Source organism: Pseudoalteromonas sp. PSi26 (assembly GCF_054960575.1).
Map to the genome: position 1 here is coordinate 18,041 of NZ_JBHNYT010000018.1, position 24,898 is coordinate 42,938.

Here is a 24,898-nt window from a genome sequence, read left to right on the forward strand (position 1 = left end):
GTACACTAGTACTTATTGCCACGATAGAGATTAATCATGAACGAAACCCCTGAAAAGACCACGCACTTTGGCTACAAAACCGTTGCTGAAAACGAAAAAGCATCAATGGTTGCAGACGTATTTCACTCTGTTGCAGCCAAGTACGATGTAATGAATGATTTAATGTCTTTTGGTGTACACCGTTTATGGAAACGTCAAACTATAGCCAGTTCTGGCGTTCGTAAAGGCCATCATGTTCTCGATTTAGCAGGTGGTACAGGCGATTTAACGGCAAAATTTAGTCAACTAGTCGGTGAAACTGGTCAAGTGGTATTGGGCGATATAAACTCATCTATGCTGAAAGTAGGCCGTGAAAAGCTTCATAACTTGGGCCTTGTAGGCAATATTGACTACGTACAAATGAATGCTGAAATGCTGCCATTTCCAGATAACAGCTTTGATGTGATCACCATCGCCTTCGGTTTACGTAATGTAACCGACAAAGACAAGGCGCTGCGCTCAATGTATCGCATATTGAAGCCAGGTGGTCGTTTATTAGTTTTAGAATTTTCTAAGCCAAAACACGAAGCACTTAGCAAGGCATATGACTTTTACTCGTTCAATTTACTGCCAACAATGGGCAAGCTAGTTGCTAACGACAGTGAGTCTTATCAATATTTAGCAGAGTCGATTCGTATGCACCCAGACCAAGATACGCTTAAAGCAATGATGGATGAAGCTGGATTTGAACAAACAACGTATCAAAACCTAACTGGCGGAATTGTTGCCCTTCACCGTGGTTTTAAATATTAAGGCACAGAGTCATGGCGCTTGATCAAGCAACTGAAAAAACCAGTGATGATACAAATACATCAACTTTTTTGATGCTACCCAACTTTGTACTTTCGCTTGTTGAGCGCATTTTAAACCAAACACTTAAACTCGACCCTAACGTTGCCCAAAAGCTAAACACGGTAAAACAACAGCGTTTACTTGTTGAAGTTAGAGACTGGCAACAAACCATACAGGTTGTTTTTGCTGACGAAAAATTACACCTTTATGCCGCTGACAACAGCGATTATAGCGATTGCATGATCAGCGCCGATATAGACACGCTTGTTGCTCTTAAAAATCCGGCCATACTTACTCAGTTAATTCGCCAAGATAAACTTGATTTACAAGGTGACTTGAATATAGCTCAAGCATATAGCGGTGCATTTTCGGAAATAGACATAGATTGGCCTGAGCAACTGTCAGCGTATATCGGCGATGCGCCAGCTCAACAACTTTATTTGCATATTATGTCGCTAAAGCGCCATGGTAGCAAAATTAACGCGCAACTCAGCACCACGTTAACAAGCTTATTTCAAGACGAGCTAGCTATTACAATTCACCCTTTAGAACTTGCACAATTTAAACAACAAAACCGAGAGCTAAAAGGCCAAGTTGCCGCCATAGAGCAGCGTATAAACACTTTATTAAGCGCCAAAACACGCTAAGGACTTTTTGTGTCTTCTTCACGATTGTATTACATCACTAAAACATTACTTAGCTATGGTTTAGACGAATTAGTGCCTAAAAGTAAAACCCCTTGGTTTGCAAAAATTGCCAGAGGGTGTTTATTTTGGCTACGAAATCAGCATAAAGAAAAACCTGCAGGACTGCGCCTACGTTTAGCATTACAAGAGTTGGGGCCTGTATGGATTAAATTTGGCCAAATGCTGTCAACACGTCGCGATCTACTTCCTCACGATATCGCGCAAGAGCTTGCCTTTTTGCAAGATCAAGTGCAGCCTTTTGAAGGTGAATTGGCACAACAAATTATAGAAAATGCACTCGAGATTAATGACATTAGCGAGCTGTTTAGTGAATTTTCACAAACACCATTGGCATCTGCATCAATAGCGCAAGTGCATACTGCAACACTAGTTGACAACGATAATATTGAGCAAGATGTTGTTATTAAAGTAATTCGCCCAAACATCCATGAACAAATAAATGCAGACTTAGCATTAATGGAAAAGCTTGCTCAGGTGCTTGCTAATGTTCATACCGAATCAAAACGTTTGCGCCCTGTTGAAGTAGTAAAAGAGTATAAAAAAACACTGCTTGATGAATTGGACCTAATGCGTGAAGGTGCCAATGGCATTCAATTAAAACGTAATTTTGATGATTCAGATGCACTCTATATTCCTACTGTTTTCAGTGATTACAGCCGAAGCAACGTGTTAGTGATGGAGCGTATTTACGGTATACCCGTGTCAGATACCGAGTCGTTAATAGCGCAAAATACAAATATGAAATTGCTTGCAGAACGTGGTGTAGAAGTGTTTTTTACACAAGTATTCAGAGATAGCTTTTTTCATGCAGACATGCATCCCGGTAATATTTTTGTATCTCGCGAGCATCCCGAAAACCCTAAATATATTGGTATTGATTGCGGTATTGTTGGTACCTTAAGCAAAGAAGATAAGCGCTATTTAGCAGAAAACTTTATCGCCTTTTTTAATCGCGACTATCGCCAAGTAGCCCAACTGCATGTTGACTCTGGCTGGGTTCCTGAAGATACCAGTATCGAAGAGTTTGAATTTGCTATTCGCACTGTTTGCGAACCTATTTTTAATAAGCCACTTGCTGAAATATCATTTGGGCATGTACTGGTAAATTTATTTAACACCGCGCGTCGATTTAATATGCAGGTGCAACCACAATTGGTGCTACTTCAAAAAACATTACTCTATGTTGAAGGGCTGGGAAGACAGCTTTATCCTCAACTAGATTTATGGAAAACGGCTAAACCCTTCTTAGAGCAATGGGTTAAAGAACAAGTAGGGCCGTTATCTGTCTTAAAACAAATGTATGCAAACCTACCATTCTGGGCAGAAAAAATGCCTGAGTTACCTGACTTGATTTATCAAAACTTAAAGCGCCCAGTGCGCACCCACGCACCTGTAAAGCCTGCTTCTCATAAAGCGTTAGTGCTTAGCTTGTTGGGGAGCGCTACTTTGGTGGTGTCTGCACTGTGTTATTTGCAACATGATTTAATTGCTGCGGGCATTACAGCGGCCTGTTCTGCCACGTGTTTTATTGCGGCATGGCGGCACACATAAACAAAGTGCTATTTACGGTTTAGAGCGTATAATTAGTATTTAAAATATACATTTAATCATTTTATTATTTGGAGAGAACCATGGGATTGGGCGGTATTAGTATTTGGCAATTATTGATTGTTTTGGCAATCATTGTACTTCTTTTTGGTACTAAAAAATTACGCGGCATGGGGGGTGACTTAGGCGGTGCTGTTAAGGGGTTTAAAAAAGCAATGTCGGATGAAAAACCAACTGAAACAGACTCCCCTGAACAAATTCAAACGTCACAAAAAACGACGACTACTGATACCGAAAAAACAAAAGACACCGATAAGGCTTAATTAACATGGGCATGTGGGAGCTAATTGTTGTTTTTATTGTAGGGCTTATTGTATTGGGACCTGAACGTTTACCCGTTGCAATAAGAACGGTTAGTCGCTGGATCAAAACTGTTAAATCTCTTGCTAATTCAGTTAAAGCTGAAGTGAGTGAAGAATTGCGCGTACACGAGCTCCACGAAAACCTAAAAAAAGCTGAGCAACAAAACCTACAAGATTTAAGCCCTGAATTACAAAGCTCATTAAGTGAGCTAAAGCAGGCTGCAGAATCAGTAACTCACAGCTATAAAAAACAGCCACAAGAATCAGAACCTAACCAACAAATTGATGAAAAAAAGTGAATTTAATTTACCTTTCTATGGTCAACTTACTAAATGGTATAAATAAAAATGGTTGAGGAAGTAAAATCGGGGTTTGTAGCTCATTTAATAGAGTTGCGTGACAGGCTTATAAAATCACTGTTGAGTATTTTAGTTATTTTTATTGCAATAGTGTATTTTGCAAACGATATATACGCGTTTGTTGCACAGCCGCTAGTCTCTCATTTACCAAGCACTGCAACCATGATTGCAACCGATGTCACTGGCCCCTTCATTGCCCCATTTAAGCTGACTTTATTTGTTGCATTATTTGCGTCTATACCTTGGATATTGCATCAAATTTGGGGGTTCATAGCGCCGGGATTATATCAACATGAAAAGAAAATGCTGATGCCTATTCTTGCTTCCAGTATTTTACTATTTTATGGCGGTATCGCATTTTGCTATTTTGTAGTGCTACCCATTATTTTAGGTTTTTTTACCAATACGGGGCCTGAAATGATGACCCTAGCGCCAGATATAAGTAGTTATTTAGGGTTTGTATTAAAGCTGTTTTTTGCGTTTGGCGTCGCATTTGAAATTCCAGTTGCTATTATGCTTTTGTGCTGGAGTGGTGCAACGACAACAACGAGCTTAAAAGAAAAGCGCCCTTATATTGTGGTGGGTGTTTTTGTTGTGGCGATGTTTTTAACGCCGCCCGATGTTTTATCACAGACATTATTAGCATTTCCGATGTTGCTTTTGTTTGAATTAGGTTTAATTTTAGCGAAATTTTACACCGCTAAACCACGAGAAGAAGTTGAGGAATAAAATGAAAAAACAAATACTCTCACTACTGGTTATATTGAGCGCACCCGTATTTTCTGCGCAGTCAGACATTAATACACAAGCACTAAAAGCATGTAGCTTTATCGAAAATGATTTTAACCGCCTATTGTGTTACGACAATACAATGGCTGGAAAGCCACTTACAAAATCAACGGTAACTCAAAAACTTACAGATCCAAGCGCTTCAACAAGTACTCCTGCTGTAGCGGCAGTTGAGGGGCCAAAAGATGACTTTGGCCTAGAGCATAAAGAAGATCGCACAGAAAAAGACAGTGAAATTAAAGCAACTGTAACTTCAGTAGATAAAGCCCCCTATGGTGAACTCATTATTACATTAAATAACAACCAAAAGTGGCGTCAAATTGGTTCTGATAGCATGCGTTTGAAAGAGTCTGATTCTGTAACCATTACCCGCGGGGTATTTAATTCATTTTTACTTAGTAAAGATGGTCAAAACCGTTCTATTCGCGTTAAACGAACCAAGTAATGTCTTATATACTGGTTGATGCTGGCGTTAACTTAACAAACCACCAGTTTGATGATGAGCATTTGGATGTCATTACTCGCGCTAAAAGTGCGGGTGTTGAAAAAATGCTGCTTATTGGTTGCGACATTTCATCGAGTGAGCAATCTTTAGCACTTGCTAAAAGCTATCACTTGTTTTCAACCGCCGGTATTCACCCACATGATGCCAAAACAGCAACTGATTCATTAGAAGACCAATTAACATTACTTGCCACTCAACCTCAGGTTGTTGCTATTGGTGAATGCGGGCTTGATTATAACCGTGATTTTTCGCCTCGTAATATTCAACGTAGCGTATTGAGACGCCAACTTGCACTTGCCAAACAGTTAAATTTACCGGTTTATTTGCATGAACGTGATGCGAGTGATGACATGATCAATATTCTTACGGAGTTCAATGTTCGCGGTGTACTTCACTGTTTTACAGGAGACGAAAGCGCACTCAAAAGCTATTTAGCATTAGGTCTATACATTGGTATCACAGGGTGGGTTTGTGATGAAAGACGCGGACAAGCATTGCAAGCTTTAGTTCCAAGCATTCCCTTAAACCGCTTACTCATAGAAACTGATGCGCCTTTTTTAATTCCACGCACAGTTAAACCAAAGCCTAAGTCGCGAAGAAATGAGCCAGCACTATTAACGCATGTCTGCCAAACACTTGCTGAGCTATATCAAATAGATGCCAAGAGTGTGGCTAAGCAAACAACAGATAACTTTTATACTGTTTTTGGTTTAGAAGCCCGTTAATGAACAGTTTAAAGGCTGCTATTTGCCTACTTATAGTGCTTTTCACTTTTAAAAGCTTTGCGTCTACCGTAGTAATAAATTCAGATTTTTCATCCCATATCGTTACAAATCTTACTTATTCTTTTGAGCCTTCATCGATAGAAACAGCTTTACAACTTGAGCCTAATAAATGGCATTCGGTTAACACCAAACTGTTAAATTTTGGCCTAGAAAGCCGCCCTGTTTGGGTTACGTTTGAAATAAATAACACGTTAAATAGTCGCTTTAGTCCATTAATTTTAATAGACAATCCATTTTTAAATGAAGTTCAGCTGTTTCACTTGAGAAATGCACAAATACTGTCAGAAATGCGGCTAGGTGATTCATTCTCACTTGACGAACGTACTATAAAGAGTGAGTTTTTGTTAACTAAATTAACGCTTCCAGCAAGCTCCTCCACTCGGGTTATTCTCAAAGTTAGTAACCCATCAGGTTTACGTATCCCTATCAGTTTATGGCAACAAGATGTTTATTTAACTCAAAAAGAGGGTTTTAACTTAGTTTATGGATTAATGGTCGGCTTTTTAGCAGCACTGGCATTAAGCTGTATACTTTTGTATGGATTTACTCGAAAGCGCTATTTTGCACTAGCGGGAGCGATCACTTTCACGCTAGGGCTTTTTTTAGCGTACCTTGGCGGCTTTGGATTTCGTTACTTGCACCCAAATATTCCCACAATCCAACAAGTAATAATGCCAATATTACTTATTTTAATCGCGCTATTGTTTTTCCCTCTTCAACAACAAATGTGCAAGCCTCACGCTCAAAAAATTATACGTGTGCAAAAGTTAATAACAAAATTGCTTGCTGTCTCTCTATTATTTATTTGGCTACTTCCTAACTGGTTGGTCACTGCATATTGCCTAATATTAACCCCTCTTGTTTTAAGTCTGTACTTTTTAACAACCTACTTATCTACTCGCTCCCACCCTTCAAAATCTATAAATGCATTATTACTAGCTTTAGGCTTTTTTAATGCAGTAACGGTTTATTTTATTATAACCGTGATGGGATGGTACACCTTTGAAACGATGGGGTTGGTCATTATATCGGTGTTATTTTTTAGTTGTACATTTTGCTTGTGTTATGCAGTTATGAAGCAATTTATAACTGAACGAGATGAGCAGATAATCGAACAGCAAACTGTGATTGCAGAAAGTACGGCTCAAGACACACTGTTAAAAGAGCGGCTCGCACTTCAAGAAGAAGCTCAGTACGAACTTGAATCACAAGTAGATGAGCGCACGTTTGAACTACAAGTAACACTTAGAGAACTTGAAGAAAAAAACAGAGAGCTTGAACAGCTAAATACAGAAGATGCGCTAACAGGCGCTAAAAACCGCCGCTTTTTTGATAAGAAACTGGTAATGGAACTTCGTCGTTCACGAAGAGAACAAACACCGCTAAGTATTATTATGATTGATATCGATCACTTTAAAACAATTAACGATACCTACGGACACTTAAGCGGTGATAACGTCATAAAAGCAACTGCTGATATTATTAAACGCTTTTTGAAACGACCGCTGGATGAGGTCGCTCGCTATGGCGGTGAGGAGTTTGTAATTTTACTCCCTAACACTGCAAACCAAGGCGCCTTTGATATAGCAGAACAAATACGACTACATATATACCAAAACCCAGTCATTGTTGTAGGTGCTGAGATTAAATTTACGATTAGTGCCGGTGTATATACATTTATCGCTGATGATATAAATACCCCTGAATTATTTACTGAACGCGCAGATAAAGCACTTTATAGCGCTAAACAACATGGCCGTAATCAAGTTGTCAATTTTGAAAACCTACAATAGGAGCATAGTAATATGGCCCAATCTGGACTAGACCTTTTTCCATATACTCGTATGCGCAGAATGCGCCGCGATGACTTTTCTCGTCGTCTAATGGCCGAAAACCACCTTAGCGTAAATGACCTCATTTACCCTGTTTTTGTACTAGAAGGTAAAAATCGTCGAGAAATCATCGAATCAATGCCTGGAATTGAACGTTTATCGATTGATCAGCTTTTATTAGAAGCACAAGAACTTACCGATTTGGGCGTTCCGGCCATTGCTATTTTTCCGGTGACACCTGCAGATAAAAAATCACTCCACGCCGAAGAAGCCTACAGTGAAGATGGCTTAGCACAACGTACGGTGCGCGCTTTAAAAGAAGCTTTTCCTAAGCTTGGGGTTATTACCGATATAGCCCTTGACCCATTTACTACTCACGGTCAAGACGGCATTATTGATGATGAAGGTTATGTAATGAATGACATAACCACTGAAATTCTTGTTAAGCAGGCGCTTTCGCACGCCGAGGCAGGCGCAGATGTAGTTGCGCCATCTGATATGATGGATGGGCGTATTGGCGCTATTCGCGAAGCACTTGAAGCAGATGGCCATATTCATACACGTATTATGGCTTACTCAGCTAAATATGCTTCTAGCTACTACGGGCCTTTTAGAGATGCTGTAGGCTCTGCAGGTAACTTAAAAGGGGCCGACAAAAAAACCTATCAAATGGATCCTGCCAACTCAGATGAAGCAATTAGAGAAGTCGCGCTTGATTTACAAGAAGGTGCCGACATGGTGATGGTTAAACCCGGCATGCCCTACCTAGACATTGTACGCCGCGTAAAAGATGAATTTGGTGTACCTACTTTCGCATATCAGGTCAGCGGAGAATATGCAATGCACAAAGCCGCTATTGATAACGGTTGGCTGAGCGAAGAAGCCACAATTATGGAGTCTTTACTCGCTTTTAAGCGCGCAGGTGCTGATGGCATATTAACCTATTTTGCTAAGCAAGCCGCGCAATACCTCACTAAAAAGTAAGTAATTGATAAAAAGGCGGTTAAACCGCCTTTTCGTTTACATTCATTAACATAATTGTATTATTTTTGTCATTTAGATTCTCTAAACTGGTGTCCCATTTTGGGATTTAAATACACGGGAATAATAAAAAATGTTAAAAACAAAAATAACGCCACTGGCGCTTGTACTAGCAGGTCTTAGTGCACCAGCGTCCGCTAACTTAATCATATCTGAGTATGTTGAAGGTAGCAGTAATAATAAAGCCATTGAAATCTACAATAACGGTACCTCTGAAGTATCTCTAGATGAAGTAACTCTAAATGTATTTTTTAACGGTAAAACCGAAGCCAGTGGAGTGGTTACGCTTGAAGGAACTTTGGCAGCTGAGAAAACATATGTAATTGCGCATACAAGTGCAAATGACAACTTAGCAGCCCTTTCTGATTTACAAAGCAGCAGTATCGGCTTTAATGGTGATGACGCTATCGTATTAATGCTAGGAGATACAGTGATTGATAGCTTTGGCCAAGTGGGGGTTGACCCTGGTTCATTTTGGTCCGATGCTACGGCACAAACACAAAACAAAACGTTACGTCGTAAGCTAAGTATAACGTCAGGTCGCACCGATTCAACTGCTGAATTTTTACCAAGTGAAGAGTGGGAACAGTATGATATTGACACCTTTGACGGTCTCGGTTCTCACGCGGGTAATGGTGGCGGAACAGAGCCTGAACCAGATCCAATTGATCCAATCGTATGTGCTGCAGACAAAACACTAATTAGTACTATTCAAGGCGAAGGAAACGAAAGCCCACTAGTTGACACACTAGTAGAACTAGAAGGTATTGTTACTGCCGACTTCCAAGGCGATGATGAACTTAAAGGTTTCTTTGTAACTTCTCTTGCCGCTGATGAAGATACAAACCCACTAACTTCTGAAGGTGTATTTGTTTACTTTGCAGATACAGATGTAAACGTTGGCGATCACGTACGCGTTCAAGGTACAGTTGATGAATACTTCGATTCAACGCAAATATCTGATGTTGTTCAAGTTGCGGTATGTGCAACGGGTCAATCAGTAAGTGCCACTAAAATTTCTTTACCTTTAGCAAGCCAAGATGATTTAGAAGCCTTTGAAGGGATGCTGGTTACTTTAGACCAAGAGTTAGTTGTAACAAATAACTTTGGTTTAGGCCGTTACGGTGAAGTTGAGCTTGCAACAGAACGTTTATACCAAGGCACACAAGTTGCTATGCCTGGCGATGCAGCTAACGCTGTTGAAGTAGAAAACCTAACTAAAAAAATCTTAGTTGATGACGGTTCAACTGTTCAAAACTCAGATCCTACTGCTTACCCGACCCCAGGTTTATCAGCAGAAAACACATTACGTACAGGCGATAGTGTGAACAGCGTAACAGGTGCATTAGCGTATAGCTTTAGCACATATCGTATTCACCCAACAGTTGCACCGCAATTTATTGCAACTAACCCACGTGAAGACGCACCGGAATTACACCCTGAAGCAGACCTGCGAGTTGCAAGCTTTAACGTTCTAAACTACTTCAACGGTGACGGCCAAGGCGCTGGTTTCCCAACTAGCCGCGGCGCTGACTCACTTGAAGAATTTGTTCGCCAAGAAGCTAAGTTAGTAAGTGCAATTAGCGCAATGCAAGCTGACGTTGTCGGTTTAATGGAAATTGAAAACGATGGCTTTGGTGAGTTTAGTGCAATTGCAAGTTTAGTAAACGCACTAAATGATGCTGACAGTGCTAACGAATATGCTTTTGTAGACTTTAATGTTAACCAAGTAGGTACTGACGCAATAACAACAGCACTTATTTACCGCGCAAACAAAGTTGAAGAAGTAGGCTCTGCTGCTATTACTACCGCAGCACCATTTGATTTCAGCAACCGTACACCTATCGCACAAAGCTTTAAATCGTTAGAGTCGCAAGAAGTATTTACTGTTGCAGTTGCGCATTTAAAATCAAAAGGCGGTTGTCGTAGTGCAAGTGGCGCTAATGAAGATCAAAACGATGGTCAAGCATGTTGGAATGAAATCCGTACAGAAGGTGCAAGCGCATTTGCTGATTGGTTAGACAGCAAACCAACAGGTGTAGACGACGAAGATATTATCTTAGTGGGTGATATGAACGCCTACGCGATGGAAGATCCAATTCGCAAATTTGACGAAAAAGGCTACAAAAATGTTGTTGCTGAGCTTGATGGTAACACACTAGCTTACTCTTACAGCTTCTCAGGCCGTGCTGGTAGCCTTGACCATGCAGTGGCGACTGAGTCTTTACTGAGCAAAGTAGTGGCTGCTAAAGATTGGCACATTAATGCCGATGAGCCTATCGTACTTGATTACAATGTAGAGTTTAAGAGCGAAGGGCATCAGTCTACTCTTTACTCAGAAAGTGCATACCGCGCGTCTGATCATGACCCTGTGATTGTTGATATCAAATCTGAAGTTGTGCTTACACCAGAAGAACAAACTCCTGTGGTTGCCCCAGATCAAGTATTCTCTATTGATGAAAACAGCGCTGTAGGTACTGTTATTGGCATGCTTGATTACTCAGATCCTAACCCTGAAGATTCACCTGTTGTTAAATTTATCGTGTCTGAAAACGATAGTGTGTCAATTAATGATCAAGGTCAGCTAATTGTTGCTGGTGAAATTGATTATGAATTTGAAAACCGCATTACGTTTACTGTACAAGTTGAAGATAGCGTTGGTAATGTATCAAAAGCTGAAAAAGTTGCTGTGAAGGTAAATAACTTGCGTTCAGATGATGATAACGATGCTGGCTCATTGCTTTGGTTATCTCTTCTTTTAGCACCACTTTCTATAGTGCGTCGCTTTAAAAAGAAATAAGTAACATAAAGTAATTAACAAAAAGCCGCTCTTGCGGCTTTTTTTATTCCTCTGTAAAAATAATTCAGACAAGCTTCAGCTATCCCCCCTTAATATCTTTTGTGTTAGGTAGAACATATTTAATTTTTTATTAAATACAACTTTGCGACCCCCTCAAAGTTAGTACTTAACATCAAATTAAATATTAATTTAGGCTTACCCATTAAGTAAAAAAATCACTTTTAAATGTGACCTAGCCGTTTTTATAAAGGAAGAAAAAATGAAGCAACTTATCAAATTTACAACACGATGGCAGTCTCATACTAAATCGATTTTGGGTTTATTTATTGCACTTTCAACATGTGCAGTTAGTAACCAAGCATTAGCAAGTACCACCAAAGCCTCTATTTCACAAAGTAGTTTATTTGATGTTATCAGCGCACGTGCAAAAAAATTAGCCAGTGAAGACTATAAAGCGCCAAACAATATTGAACTTGATGCACTAAATAACATTAATTATCAGGATTACCGCTCCATTCGTTTTAAGCAAGATCAAGCTGTTTGGAAAGATGATGGTTTGTATGAATTACAGCTATTTCATCCAGGCTTTTTATACAAAACACCGGTGAGAATAAATACTGTTGATAGCGACTCAAAACACAGCAGACTTCCCTTTAATACTGACTTTTATAATTACGATGGAACGGCTGCACCGCTAAAAGATGAGTTAACTAAAAGCACAGCCAATACACGGCTTGGCCACGCAGGGTTTAGACTTCATTACCCTTTAAATACTGATAGTTATAAAGATGAGATTATGGTGTTTCAAGGTGCGTCTTATTTTCGTGTTGTAGGTCCAAACCAAGTTTATGGCCTTTCAGCTCGCGGATTAGCAATTGATACAGCGCTAGCATCTGGCGAAGAGTTCCCTATGTTTAAAGAGTTTTGGCTAGTAAAACCTGCAGCAGAACAAACTAACATTGTACTGTTTGCATTACTTGATAGCCCATCTGTATCTGGCGCTTATAAATTTAATATTGACCCTACTACCAACACAACCGTTAAAATAGACATGCAAATATTTGCCCGTAAAGACGTGAAAAAGTTAGGCATCGCACCACTAACAAGCATGTTTTATCATGGTGAAAATAGCACAAAATTTTTTGATGATTATCGTCCTGAGGTGCATGACTCTGATGGTTTGTTAACTCAATCACAGGATGGTAAGTGGGTATGGCGCCCACTGAACAATCCATCGCAACTAAGTGTTACGTCATTTGCGTACGAAAACCCGAAAGGTTTTGGGCTTGCGCAGCGCGACCGTGACTTTAATAACTATTTTGATATAGAAGCACATTACCATGATCGCCCAAGTCTGTGGATTGAACCTCAGGGTGAATGGGGCAATGGCCGTGTTGAGCTAGTAGAAATTCCAACAGATACCGAAACAAACGACAACATTGTTAGTTACTGGGTACCAGAAAACCCCCTCAAAGCAGGTGATTCATTAAAACTTAGCTACAAAATGAGTACGTTTAATAGCAGTTTAAACAAACATGAAAAAGCACATGTAGTGCGTACTCGTATCGGCAGCGCAGCATTGCCCGGTGAAGATAACCCGCCACCACAAAGCCATCGTCAATTCACTGTTGATTTTTCAGGCCCTGCTCTAAATGCTCTCTCTGAACAACTTAAGTTAAATGCAGATATTCAGCTTACTACGGGTGAAGTAAGCGATGTATCCGTTCAAAAGTTACCAGAAGGGTACGGCTGGCGTGTTGCTTTTAAAATTGCACCACAAGACGACAAACCCGTCGATATGCGCTTATCGTTAAAACTACGTGACAAAGACATTAGTGAGGTATGGAGCTATGTTTGGTATCCAAATGACATCAAGTAAGCAAAACAAAGGAACACCTATGCCATTTAAAACAGCTCGTGTATGGCTTTTTGCAATTGCCGCTATATTCATATCAGGCTATGGTATATCAATCATGTTCGACATACTTAACTCTAACGGCATGACTTTGCTTGAGTATGCACTACTTGTCTTATTTTCTATTACATTTGCATGGATAGTGACAGCATTTTGTAGTGGCACAATAGGGTTTGTTTTACAGCTATTTCGTATCGATCCACTTACCTTAAAGCGCATAAAACCTATCGCGATTCACGCCCAAGCTATTGCTAAGCAAAAAACAGCGGTTGTAATGCCTATTTACAACGAAGACACCCACCGTGTGATTGCTGGCTTTGAAGTAAGTCTTGCGTCGCTTAAGGAGACCGGACAGCTCGAACACTTTGATTTTTACTTACTAAGCGATACACAAGACCCGCAGATAGCCGAGAATGAACTTAATGCATGGCACGCACTGTGCGAACGCTTAGGAGATACTGCCAAACATATTTTTTATCGCCGCCGTGAAGACAATAAACACCGCAAAGTAGGCAACCTAACGGATTTTTGTGAACGCTGGGGTAGTAAATACGATCATATGATTGTACTCGATGCAGACAGTATAATGACTGGCAGGTGTATGCTTGAGCTAACAACTAGCATGCTCAATAACCCGCAAGCAGGTCTTATTCAGACAATCCCTATTCCGGTTCGCCAAGATACTTTTTTTGGTCGCTTTTTACAATTCGCATCGGTACTTTATAGCCCAATGCTTGCTACTGGCTCTGCTTTTTGGCAAACCGATCAAGCTAACTACTGGGGGCATAACGCAATAATTAGAATCGATGCCTTTATGAAATGTTGTGGCTTACCTACGTTAAAAGGGAACGCACCCTTTGGTGGTGAAATTCTCAGCCACGACTTTGTTGAAGCTTCTTTACTTCACTCAGCAGATTGGGATGTATTGCTGTTATCTGAAATTGAAGGTAGCTATGAAGAAGTTCCAAGCAATATATTAGACTACGCAATTCGTGATAGGCGCTGGGTACAAGGCAATATTCAACACCTTGGTTTATTGTCATCAAATAAATTAAAGCTTATGAGTAAGTTTCATTTTTTACTGGGTGCCATAGCATATATATCGTCGCTTATTTGGCTATCTATGCTCGCATTAAGCACTATTGATGCCGTTACCCGTGCATTAAACAGTGATGTCTATTTTAATCGTGCTTATCAGTTATTTCCTACATGGCAAATAGCTAAGACAGATTTAATTGACTCATTACTTTATTTAACCATTATTATTTTGTTACTGCCTAAGTTAATGGGGGTCATTGTTACCCTAGTCCACAGAAATAAGCATTTTGGTGGGTCAATTAAACTCATAGCTGGTTCAGTTATTGAAACTTTATTTGCCGTTATTGTGGCCCCGCTGATGATGGTTTTTCATGCTTACTTTGTAGTATGTGTGTTTTTAGGTAAAAAAGTAACGTGGGATGCTCAGCCACGAGAAGGCCGCATGGTGTCGTGGAAAGAAGCCTTTGGCTATACACTATTTTCGACTGTCGTTGCGGTTGTTTGGGGCTCTGTAGCTTATTATTTTACCCCTGTATTTTTCTGGTGGTTATCCCCTATTTTATTAGGGTTGCTACTTGCAGCGCCTATTGTTCGTTACTCGAGTAGTATTAAGTTTGGTGTAGCGCTCAGAAAACTAGGTATATTTATATGCCCTAGTGAAGTTGATAACAGCAAAACACTCGCTGCACTTAAAGTACATTTACAAACAGTATCAGTACCAAGTAAAGGGCAATACCCTGAAACTTTGCCAGCACTACCTGCAGAGCAATTAACAACAATGCCAGTACAACGCTTTCATCGTGTTCGTAAACTAAAAATCAAAACCCTTAAAGCAAAGCTAATTAGAAAGTTTAATTAACCGTATATCACACTAAAAAGGAGCGCTTAGCGCTCCTTCTTTTATGCTTAAAATATATTCTAACTATAGATTACACAGAAGTTAGAAAAATTTTTAACCAATAAAAAACCCGCAACATGTGCGGGTTTTTTTAGAGTTTAAAAGGCTAATTACTTAGCCGCTTTTTTCTCTTTTTCTGCAGCGATTACCGTTTCAGATACGTTAGCTGGACATGGTGCGTAGTGTGAGAACTCCATAGAGAACTGACCACGACCTGATGTCATAGTACGTAGTGAACCGATGTAACCAAACATTTCTGATAACGGCACGTCAGCTTTGATGCGAACGCCTGTTAAACCAGCTTCTTGGTCGCTTAGCATACCACGACGACGGTTAAGGTCACCGATTACGTCACCAACGTGATCCTCTGGCGTGAACACGTCAACTTTCATGATTGGCTCAAGAAGTTGTGCGCCCGCTTTAGGGATCGATTGACGGAAAGCGCCTTTAGCAGCGATTTCGAATGCGATTGCAGATGAATCCACGGCGTGGAAGCCACCGTCGAAAAGTTCTACTTCAACGTCAAGTACTGGGAAGCCAGCTAGCACACCCTCTTGCATCATTGATTTAAAGCCTTTCTCAACTGCAGGCCAGAATTCTTTAGGTACGTTACCACCAACAACTGATGATGTGAACGTGAAGCCTGAACCCACTTCGCCTGGCTTGATGCGGTAGTCGATTTTACCGAACTGACCAGAACCACCAGATTGTTTCTTATGCGTGTAGCTATCTTCGATTTCACGAGTGATAGTTTCACGGTAAGCAACCTGTGGTTGACCAACAATAAGGTCTACACCGTAAGTACGCTTAAGGATATCTACTTTGATATCTAAGTGAAGCTCACCCATACCTTTAAGGATAGTTTCGCCTGAATCTTCATCAGTCTCAACTTGGAAAGATGGATCTTCTGCAACCATTTTACCGATAGCAACACCCATTTTCTCATTACCGCCTTTATCTTTAGGCTGTACAGCAATCGAGATTACTGGCGTTGGGAATACCATTGGTTCAAGTGTTACTGGGTGCTTAGGATCACAAAGAGTGTGACCAGTTTGCACGTTCTTCATACCAACGATTGCAATGATGTCACCAGCTTGTGCGCTAGTTAACTCTTTACGCTCGTCAGCTTGCATTTCTACCATGCGGCCAACACGTTCTGTTTTACCTGTAAACGCATTAAGGATAGTGTCACCCTTGTTAAGCTTACCAGAGTAGATACGTACGAATGTTAATGCACCAAAGCGGTCATCCATGATTTTGAATGCAAGCGCTTTGAAAGGTTCGTCTGCAGATACAATTGCGAACTCGCCGTTTTCGTTACCTTCTTCGTCCATAAGAGGTTGAGGATCAACTTCAGTTGGAGCCGGTAAGTAATCAACAACAGCGTCAAGTACTAATTGAACACCTTTGTTTTTGAACGCTGAACCACAGAACGTAGGGAAGAATGCAAGGTCACGAGTACCTTTACGGATACAACGTTTGATATCTTCAACAGAAGGTACTTCACCTTCCATGTACGCTTCCATTAGGTCATCGTCTTGCTCAACAGCAGTTTCGATAAGCATTTCATGGTATTCTTCAACTTTGTCAACCATGTCAGCTGGAACGTCTTCGATTGAGTAGTTTTCTGGAAGACCAGTGTCATCCCAAACGTATGCTTTTTTCTCTAATACGTCTACAACACCAACAAAATCATCTTCAATACCGATTGGTAAAGTCATGATTAATGGTACTGCACCAAGTACTTTACGTACTTGCTCAGTTACACGGTAAAAATCAGCACCCATACGGTCTAATTTATTTACGAAAATAATACGTGCAACTTCTGATTCATTCGCGTAGCGCCAGTTAGTTTCTGATTGTGGCTCAACACCACCAGAACCACAGAAAACACCAACACCGCCATCTAATACTTTAAGTGAACGGTAAACTTCAACAGTGAAGTCAACGTGTCCAGGAGTATCGATAACGTTGAAACGGTGATCTTTCCAGAAACAGCTTACTGCCGCAGACTGGATAGTAATACCGCGCTCAGCTTCTTGATCCATGAAATCGGTAGTAGATTCACCATCATGAACCTCACCTGTTTTGTGGATAGTACCTGTAAGCTTCAGGATACGCTCAGTAGTAGTGGTTTTACCCGCATCAACGTGCGCGAAAATACCAATGTTTCTGTACTTCGATAAATCTGCCATTATTTTACTCTTAATAAAGTCGATAAATTATTCGGCGGGAGTATAGCATTACTTAAAGCGAACATCACCATAGAAGTCGCTTAAAATGCAATCAATTCACTATATTTTTTTTACAAAGAGAATATATTAACGACACAACACGCTGTTTATTATATAAACCAATAAAAACGTTAGGCTTTATTTCATAAACATAGCGTTTTAGATAATGCTTTTTAATTTTGTATCGGTAACTTAAAAGGCCTTATTGATATCGAGCATATTGTTATGTTTAATAATTTTTACTGCAGCTGCGCCCTTTAAGGTATAAATAAATAGTCGTAAATTTTTCCATATACACATTTAAGAAAAGTTTATTTAATTAAAATCAAAGCAGAGCGAGCATTTAAAAATAACACAATACTAAAGCTCTTCACATTGCATTCCATATGGTAATATTAACTAGAAACAGGCCACTATATGAACCTAAACGTGGTATAGCTTTAATAAAAAATAATAAGAATTAACAATGAAACGGATATTTCTATACTTTATCTATTGGCTGCTAATATGTAGTTCTTTTCTGATTAATGTACCTGCTTATGCTACGCAATATAAAATAGATGTACCTGGTGATTGGGTCACCCTACATGACGTAAAACAACCCCAAATAAGTGATATGACAAAAGTGCGAGATGGCACACTCTACCTATTACTCGACAACCAAACCTATGTCCCCGAACGTAAAAAGCAACAACGTTACACACGCCTAGTAATGCAAGCACTTAATCAAAGTGGCGTTGACTATATAAGCCAGTTAAGCCTCGATTTTGACCCAAGTTATCAGACACTAACATTGCACACACTCTCCATAATTAGAAATGGTAAGCACATAGATAAACTTTCAACTGCAAGGTTATCGGTTATCCAAGGCGAATCTGAACTAGCTGATAAAATTTATAACGGTAGGCTGTCTTTAAATATTATTGTTGACGATATGCGAAGCGGAGATATGCTCGACTATAGCTACAGTGTTATCGGCAGCAACCCTATCTACGCCAATAAATTTAGTACTCGGCGCACTCTTAGATGGTCTGTGCCTGTAGTACAACAAAAAATGCGTGTTTTATGGGGTAAGCAAACACCTCTTAATATAGCAACCCTGAATGGCACAGCCCAAATAAAACAAACTAATAATCAATACGGTACTGACTACTCTATTTCTGAATTGGAAGCACCATTACTCACACAAGACTCTGAAACACCCATCTGGTACAACCCATACATGCAAGTTTACCTCTCTGAATATAGCAGTTGGGACGAGGTTGTTAATTGGGCATTACCACTATATAAATCGGCAATCGAAACACCTAATAGCATTAACGCCGTAGCACAATCTATACAGGCACAGCATACTAATACAGCCGATAGAATTACCGCAGCATTACGCTTTAGCCAAGACGAAATACGCTATTTAGGCTTAGAAATGGGCACTAATTCTCATCAGCCAACACCTGCTTCAGAAACGCTATCTTTACGATATGGCGACTGTAAAGACAAAACAGCCCTACTTATTTCGTTATTAAAAGCGATGAAAATAGAGGCGCATCCTGCCCTTGTAGACACAGAAGAAACAAAGCGCTTAATAGACCTACCGGCTACCGCAAGTGTTTTTAACCACGTTATTGTTACACTTACTCACGAGGGCAAACGCTATTGGTTGGATCCAACCATTAGTTATCAACGAGGTACACTTCCCTATTTAGCACAACCTGATTACGGTTATGCCCTTATTATAAAAAATGGCGAAAGCACCTTAACCTCCATGGCACAAACGCCTGTGCATAAAAAGGTAATAGTAAACGATCAATTTTATATTCCTAAAACAGTAAAAGAACCGGTCCTATTTACTACCGAATATTCTTATGCCGAGTTTCAGGCTATTAATCGCAGAAGTAATTTAGCGCGCAACGGGCTAGACAGCGTTGCAAAATCATACCTTGAATACTACCAAGGTTTTTTTGACGAGCTCAAAATCGACAAACCTATGGCAGTAAGTGAGGACCAACAAACAGGTCAGTTTATTACTAGCGAGTCGTACCTTATTGGCCAGTTTTGGGAAAAAACCAGTGACGGATATGAAGCTGATTTTTACGCCTCTGAAATACAAAACAGTGTTTACGAGCCAAAGCAAACTAATCGCACAGACCCACTTTATTTTGAATACCCCAATATAATCGACACCAGCATAAAACTTCATTTTACTGAAAAAAACTGGGCGTTTGACAATAGCCAAGACGAGATTGATAACGACTACTTTTATTTAAAAACATCCGTTAGCTTTAATGATAATATTTTAACGCTAAGCTATCACTTTTACGCAAAGAAAGACCATATTCCCGCTGATAAAATCAGCGACTACCTAGCGCAACGAAACAAACTTATTTCAGCCACGCACTACTCAATTTTAAAGTACGCAAACACAACTGAGGCGCCTCAAACAACGGCCGACATACTCGATAACCTTGGAGGTAACTGGCTTAAATACGCACTTGCCGGTTACCTTTTATTATTTATTTTCTTTATTGCAGACTGGCGACTCGAGTCGGCAAAGCGCCCTACTTTTGAAAATAACCCCTTTTACGCTGTATCGGTCAGCAAGTTTATTATTTACAGCATTTTAAGCTTAGGTATTTATATTAACTATTGGTGCTACCGCAACTTTAAAGCTATAAAGCAGCACAGCAATGCCAATATAATGCCTATTGCTCGCGGTATTTTCGCCATTTTATGGTATTACCCCCTTTATCAAGCACTGAAGCAACACAGTGAATTGCAATCAAGTAAAAGTAAAATAATCCCAAGCTGGGGGGCTGCTGTTTTATTTTTATTAGTACTTGCAACCACATTGGTTTACCGCATGGAAGAATACGCCACTATCGCATTGCTGGTTATGCCTTTTCTATGGCTTCCATTAGTGAGTTACATAGAGCACGCAAACACCAACCAAAAAGCTTTGCATTACAACTCTTACTGGCGAGTCAGACAGTACTTTATGTCTCTGGCGCTTACGCCAATATTACTCTTCGGTGTACTTCAAGAAGCTAATATTTTACCTGGTAGCGCTATAATAAAAGGCGAAAAGTTATGGGCTTATCAAACTCACTTTTTAAAACGTAACCGCCTAACACCAGAAAGTGAAGACGTTCTCTATTTTTATAGTGATGCCATGTTTGACTATCGAGACGATGGAAACGGAATAACTGATAATTATATTTTTAGCTACTACAAAAACGATGCTGGAAAGCTTGAGTCAGACCTTAGTCACTTTAATGACATTGATAAAATAGAAACCTCATACGGTAAAACTGAACTAGATAACACCACTATTAAAGTAATAAAAACAGATGGAAGTGATTTTTTACTTATTGTTAGCAGGTTTAATAAGCTCGATGAAGTGCTAGTTGATAAAATAAATTTACGCTTAAGTGAAAATAAAAAAGAGTAGTTATTTAACGCTAACATACCGATTTAAAAGAGAATAAAAAACGCGATACAAGATAATGATAATTATTTGCATTTGATTATTGACAGATACTTAGATCTAATTGATAATCACTATCAACAAGGCGGAACATACAGCTTTGTAACGGAATGAATAACTTTTTCTCGACCCTGAAACAACGTGTGGCGCACGTTAACAGCTATGGTTACTTGTTATTAACCGCAACGCCCCTTGATGTTGATGATAAGTAACCCCCCTGCTATTTTACTTGCTACATTGCTCATATCGGTGACGGTAGATATGAAACTAAAAAAGCCCTTACGGGCTTTTTTTATGTCTGTAATTTAGTGAGCAACATACTCACATAAGCTCACAATTTAACGGCGGTTTTTTCGTGCGCGTGCACGGCGCTGTTTTTTCTCTTCTTCTTTAGCTGCTTTTTTAGCTTCTGCAGCGGCGCGTAATCCGGCAACCATTATTTCTTCTTCTTCACGCATAGCTGGTGTTTCCATGGTAATGCGACCAATAATGCCATCTCGAAGTTCGTTAATGAGTATTTCAGACATTTTATATGTGTCTATTTGGTTACCACCACGAATACAACCACGCTTTTTACCCGCCATTTCCACAAATTCCCAATCGTTTTCTGGCAATTCATCTAATTTATAACGCGCTTTTAGTAGTTCAGGATAAGCATGCAGTAGATATTCAGCGGTGTAACTAGCAACTTCTTCGTACTCAAGTGCAGTGTCGCGTATTGCACCCGTTGCACCTAAACGATAACCTGAATTCTCGTTCTCTACTTTTGGCCACAGCATCCCTGGCGTATCGTATAGCATAATGCCGTCTTCAAGCTTAATGCGCTGCTGCGCCTTGGTAACCGCAGGTTCATTACCCGTTTTTGCCACTATACGACCAGCTAATACATTAATTAATGTAGATTTACCCACATTTGGAATCCCCATGATCATGGCTTTAATTTGCTTATCGGCACCCACCTTATGCGGCACTAACTTTTTACAAAGCTCATTAATACGGTGTACTTCAGCGGCCTTATCATGTCCAAAAGCAATCGCTTTAACACCACTTTCTTGCTCAAAGTAGTCTTTCCATACTTGAGTCATTTTAGGATCGGCTAAATCAGCCTTATTTAAAATTTTGATGACCGGTTTGCCTTCGCGTAAGGTTGTCACCATTGGGTTTTCGCTACTATAAGGAATGCGTGCGTCAAGCACTTCAATGATCACATCCATTTGTGGCATTATTTCTTTAATTTCATTTCGGGCTTTATTCATATGCCCAGGGAACCACTGGATAGCCATTTTTAACTCCTAACGTATATTTAAACGCTATTTTAACTGGCAATTCATTTAATTGCGCTATACTGGCGAAAATATTTTTAGATAAGTTGTTATGGCTCTTAAATCAACCATTATGAAGGCACAATTATCGCTTAGCGATATGGATCGCCATGTTTATCAAGATACAAGTTTAACTCTGGCTCAGCATCCATCGGAAACTGACCAGCGGTTAATGATTCGCCTGCTCGCGTTTGCACTTAACTATTGTGATGGTTTAGAGTTTACCAAAGGGTTGAGCGCTGATGATGAACCAGAGCTTTGGCACGTTAATTACAGCGAAGAAATAGAGCTGTGGATTGAGCTGGGTTTACCAGACGAAAAGCGCCTAAAAAAAGCCTGTAATAAATCTAAAAAGGTTGTGCTTTATACCTACGGTGAGAACAACCAAGCAATATGGTGGCAAAAACACCAACCAAAATTGTACGAATTTAAAAATTTAAGTATTTTTAGTTTAGACTATGTAGCAACACAAGCACTTGCAGCCCTAGTTGATCGCAACATACAGCTTACAGTCACCATTCAAGATGGTGAGGTATGGGTGAACACTGATAATACGAATATTGAGATAAAACCACAGCAATTAATGTAATTGCAGTTGCTTTAGGGGTTATATGAAAGTTAAACACGTTATTGTTTTACATGGCTTGTATATGTCTGGCTTTGTTATGCGCCCCCTTTGCTCTAGGCTAGAGAGCTCAGGCGTTAACGTGTTAAACCTTACATACAATACGCTTGACCCAAATCGTGATGCTATTTTTACACAAATAGATGAGTTTATTGGTAATGAGCCCACAGCTTTAGTATGCCACTCTATGGGTGGGTTAGTAGCAAGAGCTTACTTGGAAGCTAACTCAGGCGCCAGCCAATTCGTTACAAAAGTAGTAACGCTTGGTACTCCCCATCAAGGCAGTCACATTGCACAAAAAATGAAGCAAAAAGGATTTGAGGCTTTTTTAAAAAATAGCGTTGAGTTTTTACTCACACAAAATGGTAACTGGCCATTTAAAGCAAAGCTTTATAGTATTGCTGGCGACCTACCAATCGGCTTAATGCCTCTTATTGTAAAGGGTAGCAAGTCAGACGGAACGGTTCTTCTTGACGAAACTAAACTCAAAGGTATGGCAGAACACAAAGTGTTTCACTTAAGCCATACCAGTATGATTTACTCACGTGAAGTGGTCGATTATATTTTAAAGTGTTTAGGCGAAGGCAGTTAATCTTCTGCCGCCTCAGCTATTTTATAACTTAGTATAACAATAACCCCGAGCACCAACGGAATTGGCGCAGCTATATAACCAAACACGTCTGAGTTAGCGATACTTGCACCCGCTAGATGAGCTACTAAACCAAGCACAAATGCCACCAGCGCAATACATACCACAATTAACTCTGCTTTATTTTGTTTGCCTGTTTTTGCATACATGTTCACTCTCCTAATTAATTCAACGCCATTATTATGCGCTTTCAAAAAGAGTGATTTTTGACCTAAATCAAAAAATAAATTAACAAATTTAATAACACCTTCTAAGCTTGTTTCAGATCATATTTTACGCAACAAACTGGTGAATTTTAATAATTACACCCCATATCTATATATATTGAATAGAAACTTTTTCACCAATCGCGCAATAGGTTTTAACTATCAACTATATAGATATAAACAGTTTTACTAATCTAACTAAAAAAGTAATACTTTACTCAAGTTAACAAACAAACGGTTTTTAAGGAGCAAGTTATGTCACAAGTAAATGCAATTGGTTTAAACAGCGCAAAAAGCGACGATATTGTAAAATCACTTAATACTCTGCTGAGCAGCTACCAAATACAGTATATGAATGCTCGTGGTTTTCACTGGAACATTAAAGGCCGTAACTTTTTTGAATTACACGTTAAGTTTGAAGAAATTTATAATCTGTTACTTTTAAAAGTAGACGAAATTGCAGAGCGCATTTTAACGCTCGATGGCGCGCCATTACATGCATTTTCAGATTACCTTGAAGTCAGTGAAATTAAAGAAGCAAAAGGCATAAGTGATGGTGTTACTGCCGTAGAAAACATATTAGCGGGCTACAGTACACTAATTAAAAAGCAACGAGAAATTTTAAACCAAGCGGGTGATGCAGGCGATGAAGGTACAGCATCATTAATGGGCGACTACATCTCTGAACAAGAAAAACTAGTTTGGATGCTAAAAGCTTATTTAGATTAAATTTAAGCAAAAAACCCTCAATAATGAGGGCGCAAATAGGGATAAATCGTTAAACAGCTGAACGATTCGGTTACAATATTAGCCACCTTCAAATACTAAACAATACCACTATTACCAGTGGTATTGTTTTTGGTTTAAGCGAAAATTAAATTATTTGAATAACCATAGTTAACCACTCAAATAATATAGCCCCATTATTTATTGGGGCTTCATTAACGTAATTAATTAAACAACGCTATTAA

20 protein-coding genes are annotated in these 24,898 nt (G+C 39.6%); 17 read left to right on the forward strand and 3 right to left on the reverse strand.

Features of this window, described 5'->3' with window-relative positions; all coding sequences use genetic code 11:
* Positions 1 to 36: 36 nt before the first annotated feature.
* From ubiE to mdoH, 13 genes are all read left to right on the forward strand, one after another.
* Positions 37 to 792: a bifunctional demethylmenaquinone methyltransferase/2-methoxy-6-polyprenyl-1,4-benzoquinol methylase UbiE gene (gene ubiE, locus ACFI34_RS16545; protein WP_006793864.1), complete on the forward strand. Its 756-nt coding sequence runs from the start codon at positions 37 to 39 to the stop codon at positions 790 to 792.
* Positions 793 to 803: 11 nt separating this feature from the next.
* A complete protein-coding gene (locus ACFI34_RS16550; protein ID WP_462674280.1) occupies positions 804 to 1,478 on the forward strand; it encodes a ubiquinone biosynthesis accessory factor UbiJ in 675 nt (224 codons plus the stop codon).
* Positions 1,479 to 1,487: 9 nt separating this feature from the next.
* Positions 1,488 to 3,089: a ubiquinone biosynthesis regulatory protein kinase UbiB gene (gene ubiB, locus ACFI34_RS16555; protein WP_462674281.1), complete on the forward strand. Its 1,602-nt coding sequence runs from the start codon at positions 1,488 to 1,490 to the stop codon at positions 3,087 to 3,089.
* Between the two features lie 80 nt (positions 3,090 to 3,169).
* Positions 3,170 to 3,409, forward strand: a complete 240-nt coding sequence (gene tatA / locus ACFI34_RS16560) for a Sec-independent protein translocase subunit TatA (RefSeq protein WP_033035675.1) — start codon at positions 3,170 to 3,172, stop codon at positions 3,407 to 3,409.
* A gap of 5 nt (positions 3,410 to 3,414) precedes the next feature.
* A complete protein-coding gene (gene tatB / locus ACFI34_RS16565) occupies positions 3,415 to 3,747 on the forward strand; it encodes a Sec-independent protein translocase protein TatB (protein WP_462674282.1) in 333 nt (110 codons plus the stop codon).
* Positions 3,748 to 3,795: 48 nt separating this feature from the next.
* A complete protein-coding gene (tatC, locus tag ACFI34_RS16570; protein WP_462674283.1) occupies positions 3,796 to 4,536 on the forward strand; it encodes a twin-arginine translocase subunit TatC in 741 nt (246 codons plus the stop codon).
* A 1-nt stretch (position 4,537) separates the two neighbouring features.
* Positions 4,538 to 5,041, forward strand: a complete 504-nt coding sequence (locus tag ACFI34_RS16575; protein WP_462674284.1) for a hypothetical protein — start codon at positions 4,538 to 4,540, stop codon at positions 5,039 to 5,041.
* Positions 5,041 to 5,826, forward strand: a complete 786-nt coding sequence (locus tag ACFI34_RS16580) for a TatD family hydrolase (RefSeq protein WP_462674285.1) — start codon at positions 5,041 to 5,043, stop codon at positions 5,824 to 5,826. The genes ACFI34_RS16575 and ACFI34_RS16580 overlap by 1 nt, the downstream gene beginning before the upstream one ends.
* Positions 5,826 to 7,679 (forward strand): sensor domain-containing diguanylate cyclase, encoded by a 1,854-nt coding sequence (locus ACFI34_RS16585; RefSeq protein ID WP_462674286.1) that lies wholly within the window; start codon positions 5,826 to 5,828, stop codon positions 7,677 to 7,679. Before ACFI34_RS16580 ends, ACFI34_RS16585 begins: the two co-directional genes overlap by 1 nt.
* A gap of 12 nt (positions 7,680 to 7,691) precedes the next feature.
* A complete protein-coding gene (gene hemB / locus ACFI34_RS16590; protein ID WP_462674287.1) occupies positions 7,692 to 8,702 on the forward strand; it encodes a porphobilinogen synthase in 1,011 nt (336 codons plus the stop codon).
* A 130-nt stretch (positions 8,703 to 8,832) separates the two neighbouring features.
* Complete coding sequence (locus ACFI34_RS16595; RefSeq protein ID WP_462674288.1) at positions 8,833 to 11,559, forward strand: ExeM/NucH family extracellular endonuclease; 2,727 nt, start codon at positions 8,833 to 8,835, stop codon at positions 11,557 to 11,559.
* 259 nt (positions 11,560 to 11,818) lie between these two features.
* On the forward strand, positions 11,819 to 13,438 hold the full coding sequence (locus ACFI34_RS16600) for an OpgD/OpgG family glucan biosynthesis protein (protein ID WP_462674289.1): 1,620 nt from the start codon (positions 11,819 to 11,821) through the stop codon (positions 13,436 to 13,438).
* Positions 13,410 to 15,371: a glucans biosynthesis glucosyltransferase MdoH gene (mdoH, locus tag ACFI34_RS16605; RefSeq protein ID WP_462674290.1), complete on the forward strand. Its 1,962-nt coding sequence runs from the start codon at positions 13,410 to 13,412 to the stop codon at positions 15,369 to 15,371. The genes ACFI34_RS16600 and mdoH overlap by 29 nt, the downstream gene beginning before the upstream one ends.
* Before the next feature lie 149 nt (positions 15,372 to 15,520).
* On the opposite strand, the gene fusA is transcribed toward mdoH, so the two are convergent.
* Positions 15,521 to 17,605 (reverse strand): elongation factor G, encoded by a 2,085-nt coding sequence (gene fusA / locus ACFI34_RS16610; protein ID WP_058404706.1) that lies wholly within the window; start codon positions 17,603 to 17,605, stop codon positions 15,521 to 15,523.
* Between the two features lie 505 nt (positions 17,606 to 18,110).
* On the opposite strand from fusA, the gene ACFI34_RS16615 reads away from it, so the two are divergent.
* Positions 18,111 to 21,089: a DUF3857 domain-containing transglutaminase family protein gene (locus ACFI34_RS16615; RefSeq protein WP_462674291.1), complete on the forward strand. Its 2,979-nt coding sequence runs from the start codon at positions 18,111 to 18,113 to the stop codon at positions 21,087 to 21,089.
* 374 nt (positions 21,090 to 21,463) lie between these two features.
* Here ACFI34_RS16615 and ylqF read toward each other — a convergent pair whose 3' ends face one another.
* Positions 21,464 to 22,408 carry a ribosome biogenesis GTPase YlqF gene (gene ylqF / locus ACFI34_RS16620; RefSeq protein WP_462674292.1) on the reverse strand — a complete coding sequence of 315 codons (945 nt, stop codon included), beginning with the start codon at positions 22,406 to 22,408 and terminating at the stop codon, positions 21,464 to 21,466.
* Between the two features lie 91 nt (positions 22,409 to 22,499).
* On the opposite strand from ylqF, the gene ACFI34_RS16625 reads away from it, so the two are divergent.
* A complete protein-coding gene (locus ACFI34_RS16625; RefSeq protein WP_462674293.1) occupies positions 22,500 to 23,036 on the forward strand; it encodes a YaeQ family protein in 537 nt (178 codons plus the stop codon).
* A gap of 22 nt (positions 23,037 to 23,058) precedes the next feature.
* Positions 23,059 to 23,664 carry a PGAP1-like alpha/beta domain-containing protein gene (locus tag ACFI34_RS16630; protein WP_058404709.1) on the forward strand — a complete coding sequence of 202 codons (606 nt, stop codon included), beginning with the start codon at positions 23,059 to 23,061 and terminating at the stop codon, positions 23,662 to 23,664.
* Here ACFI34_RS16630 and ACFI34_RS16635 read toward each other — a convergent pair.
* On the reverse strand, positions 23,661 to 23,870 hold the full coding sequence (locus ACFI34_RS16635) for a hypothetical protein (RefSeq protein WP_008128335.1): 210 nt from the start codon (positions 23,868 to 23,870) through the stop codon (positions 23,661 to 23,663). The genes ACFI34_RS16630 and ACFI34_RS16635 overlap by 4 nt on opposite strands.
* A 312-nt stretch (positions 23,871 to 24,182) precedes the next feature.
* On the opposite strand from ACFI34_RS16635, the gene ACFI34_RS16640 reads away from it, so the two are divergent.
* Positions 24,183 to 24,656: a Dps family protein gene (locus ACFI34_RS16640; RefSeq protein ID WP_010558088.1), complete on the forward strand. Its 474-nt coding sequence runs from the start codon at positions 24,183 to 24,185 to the stop codon at positions 24,654 to 24,656.
* Positions 24,657 to 24,898: the final 242 nt, after the last annotated feature.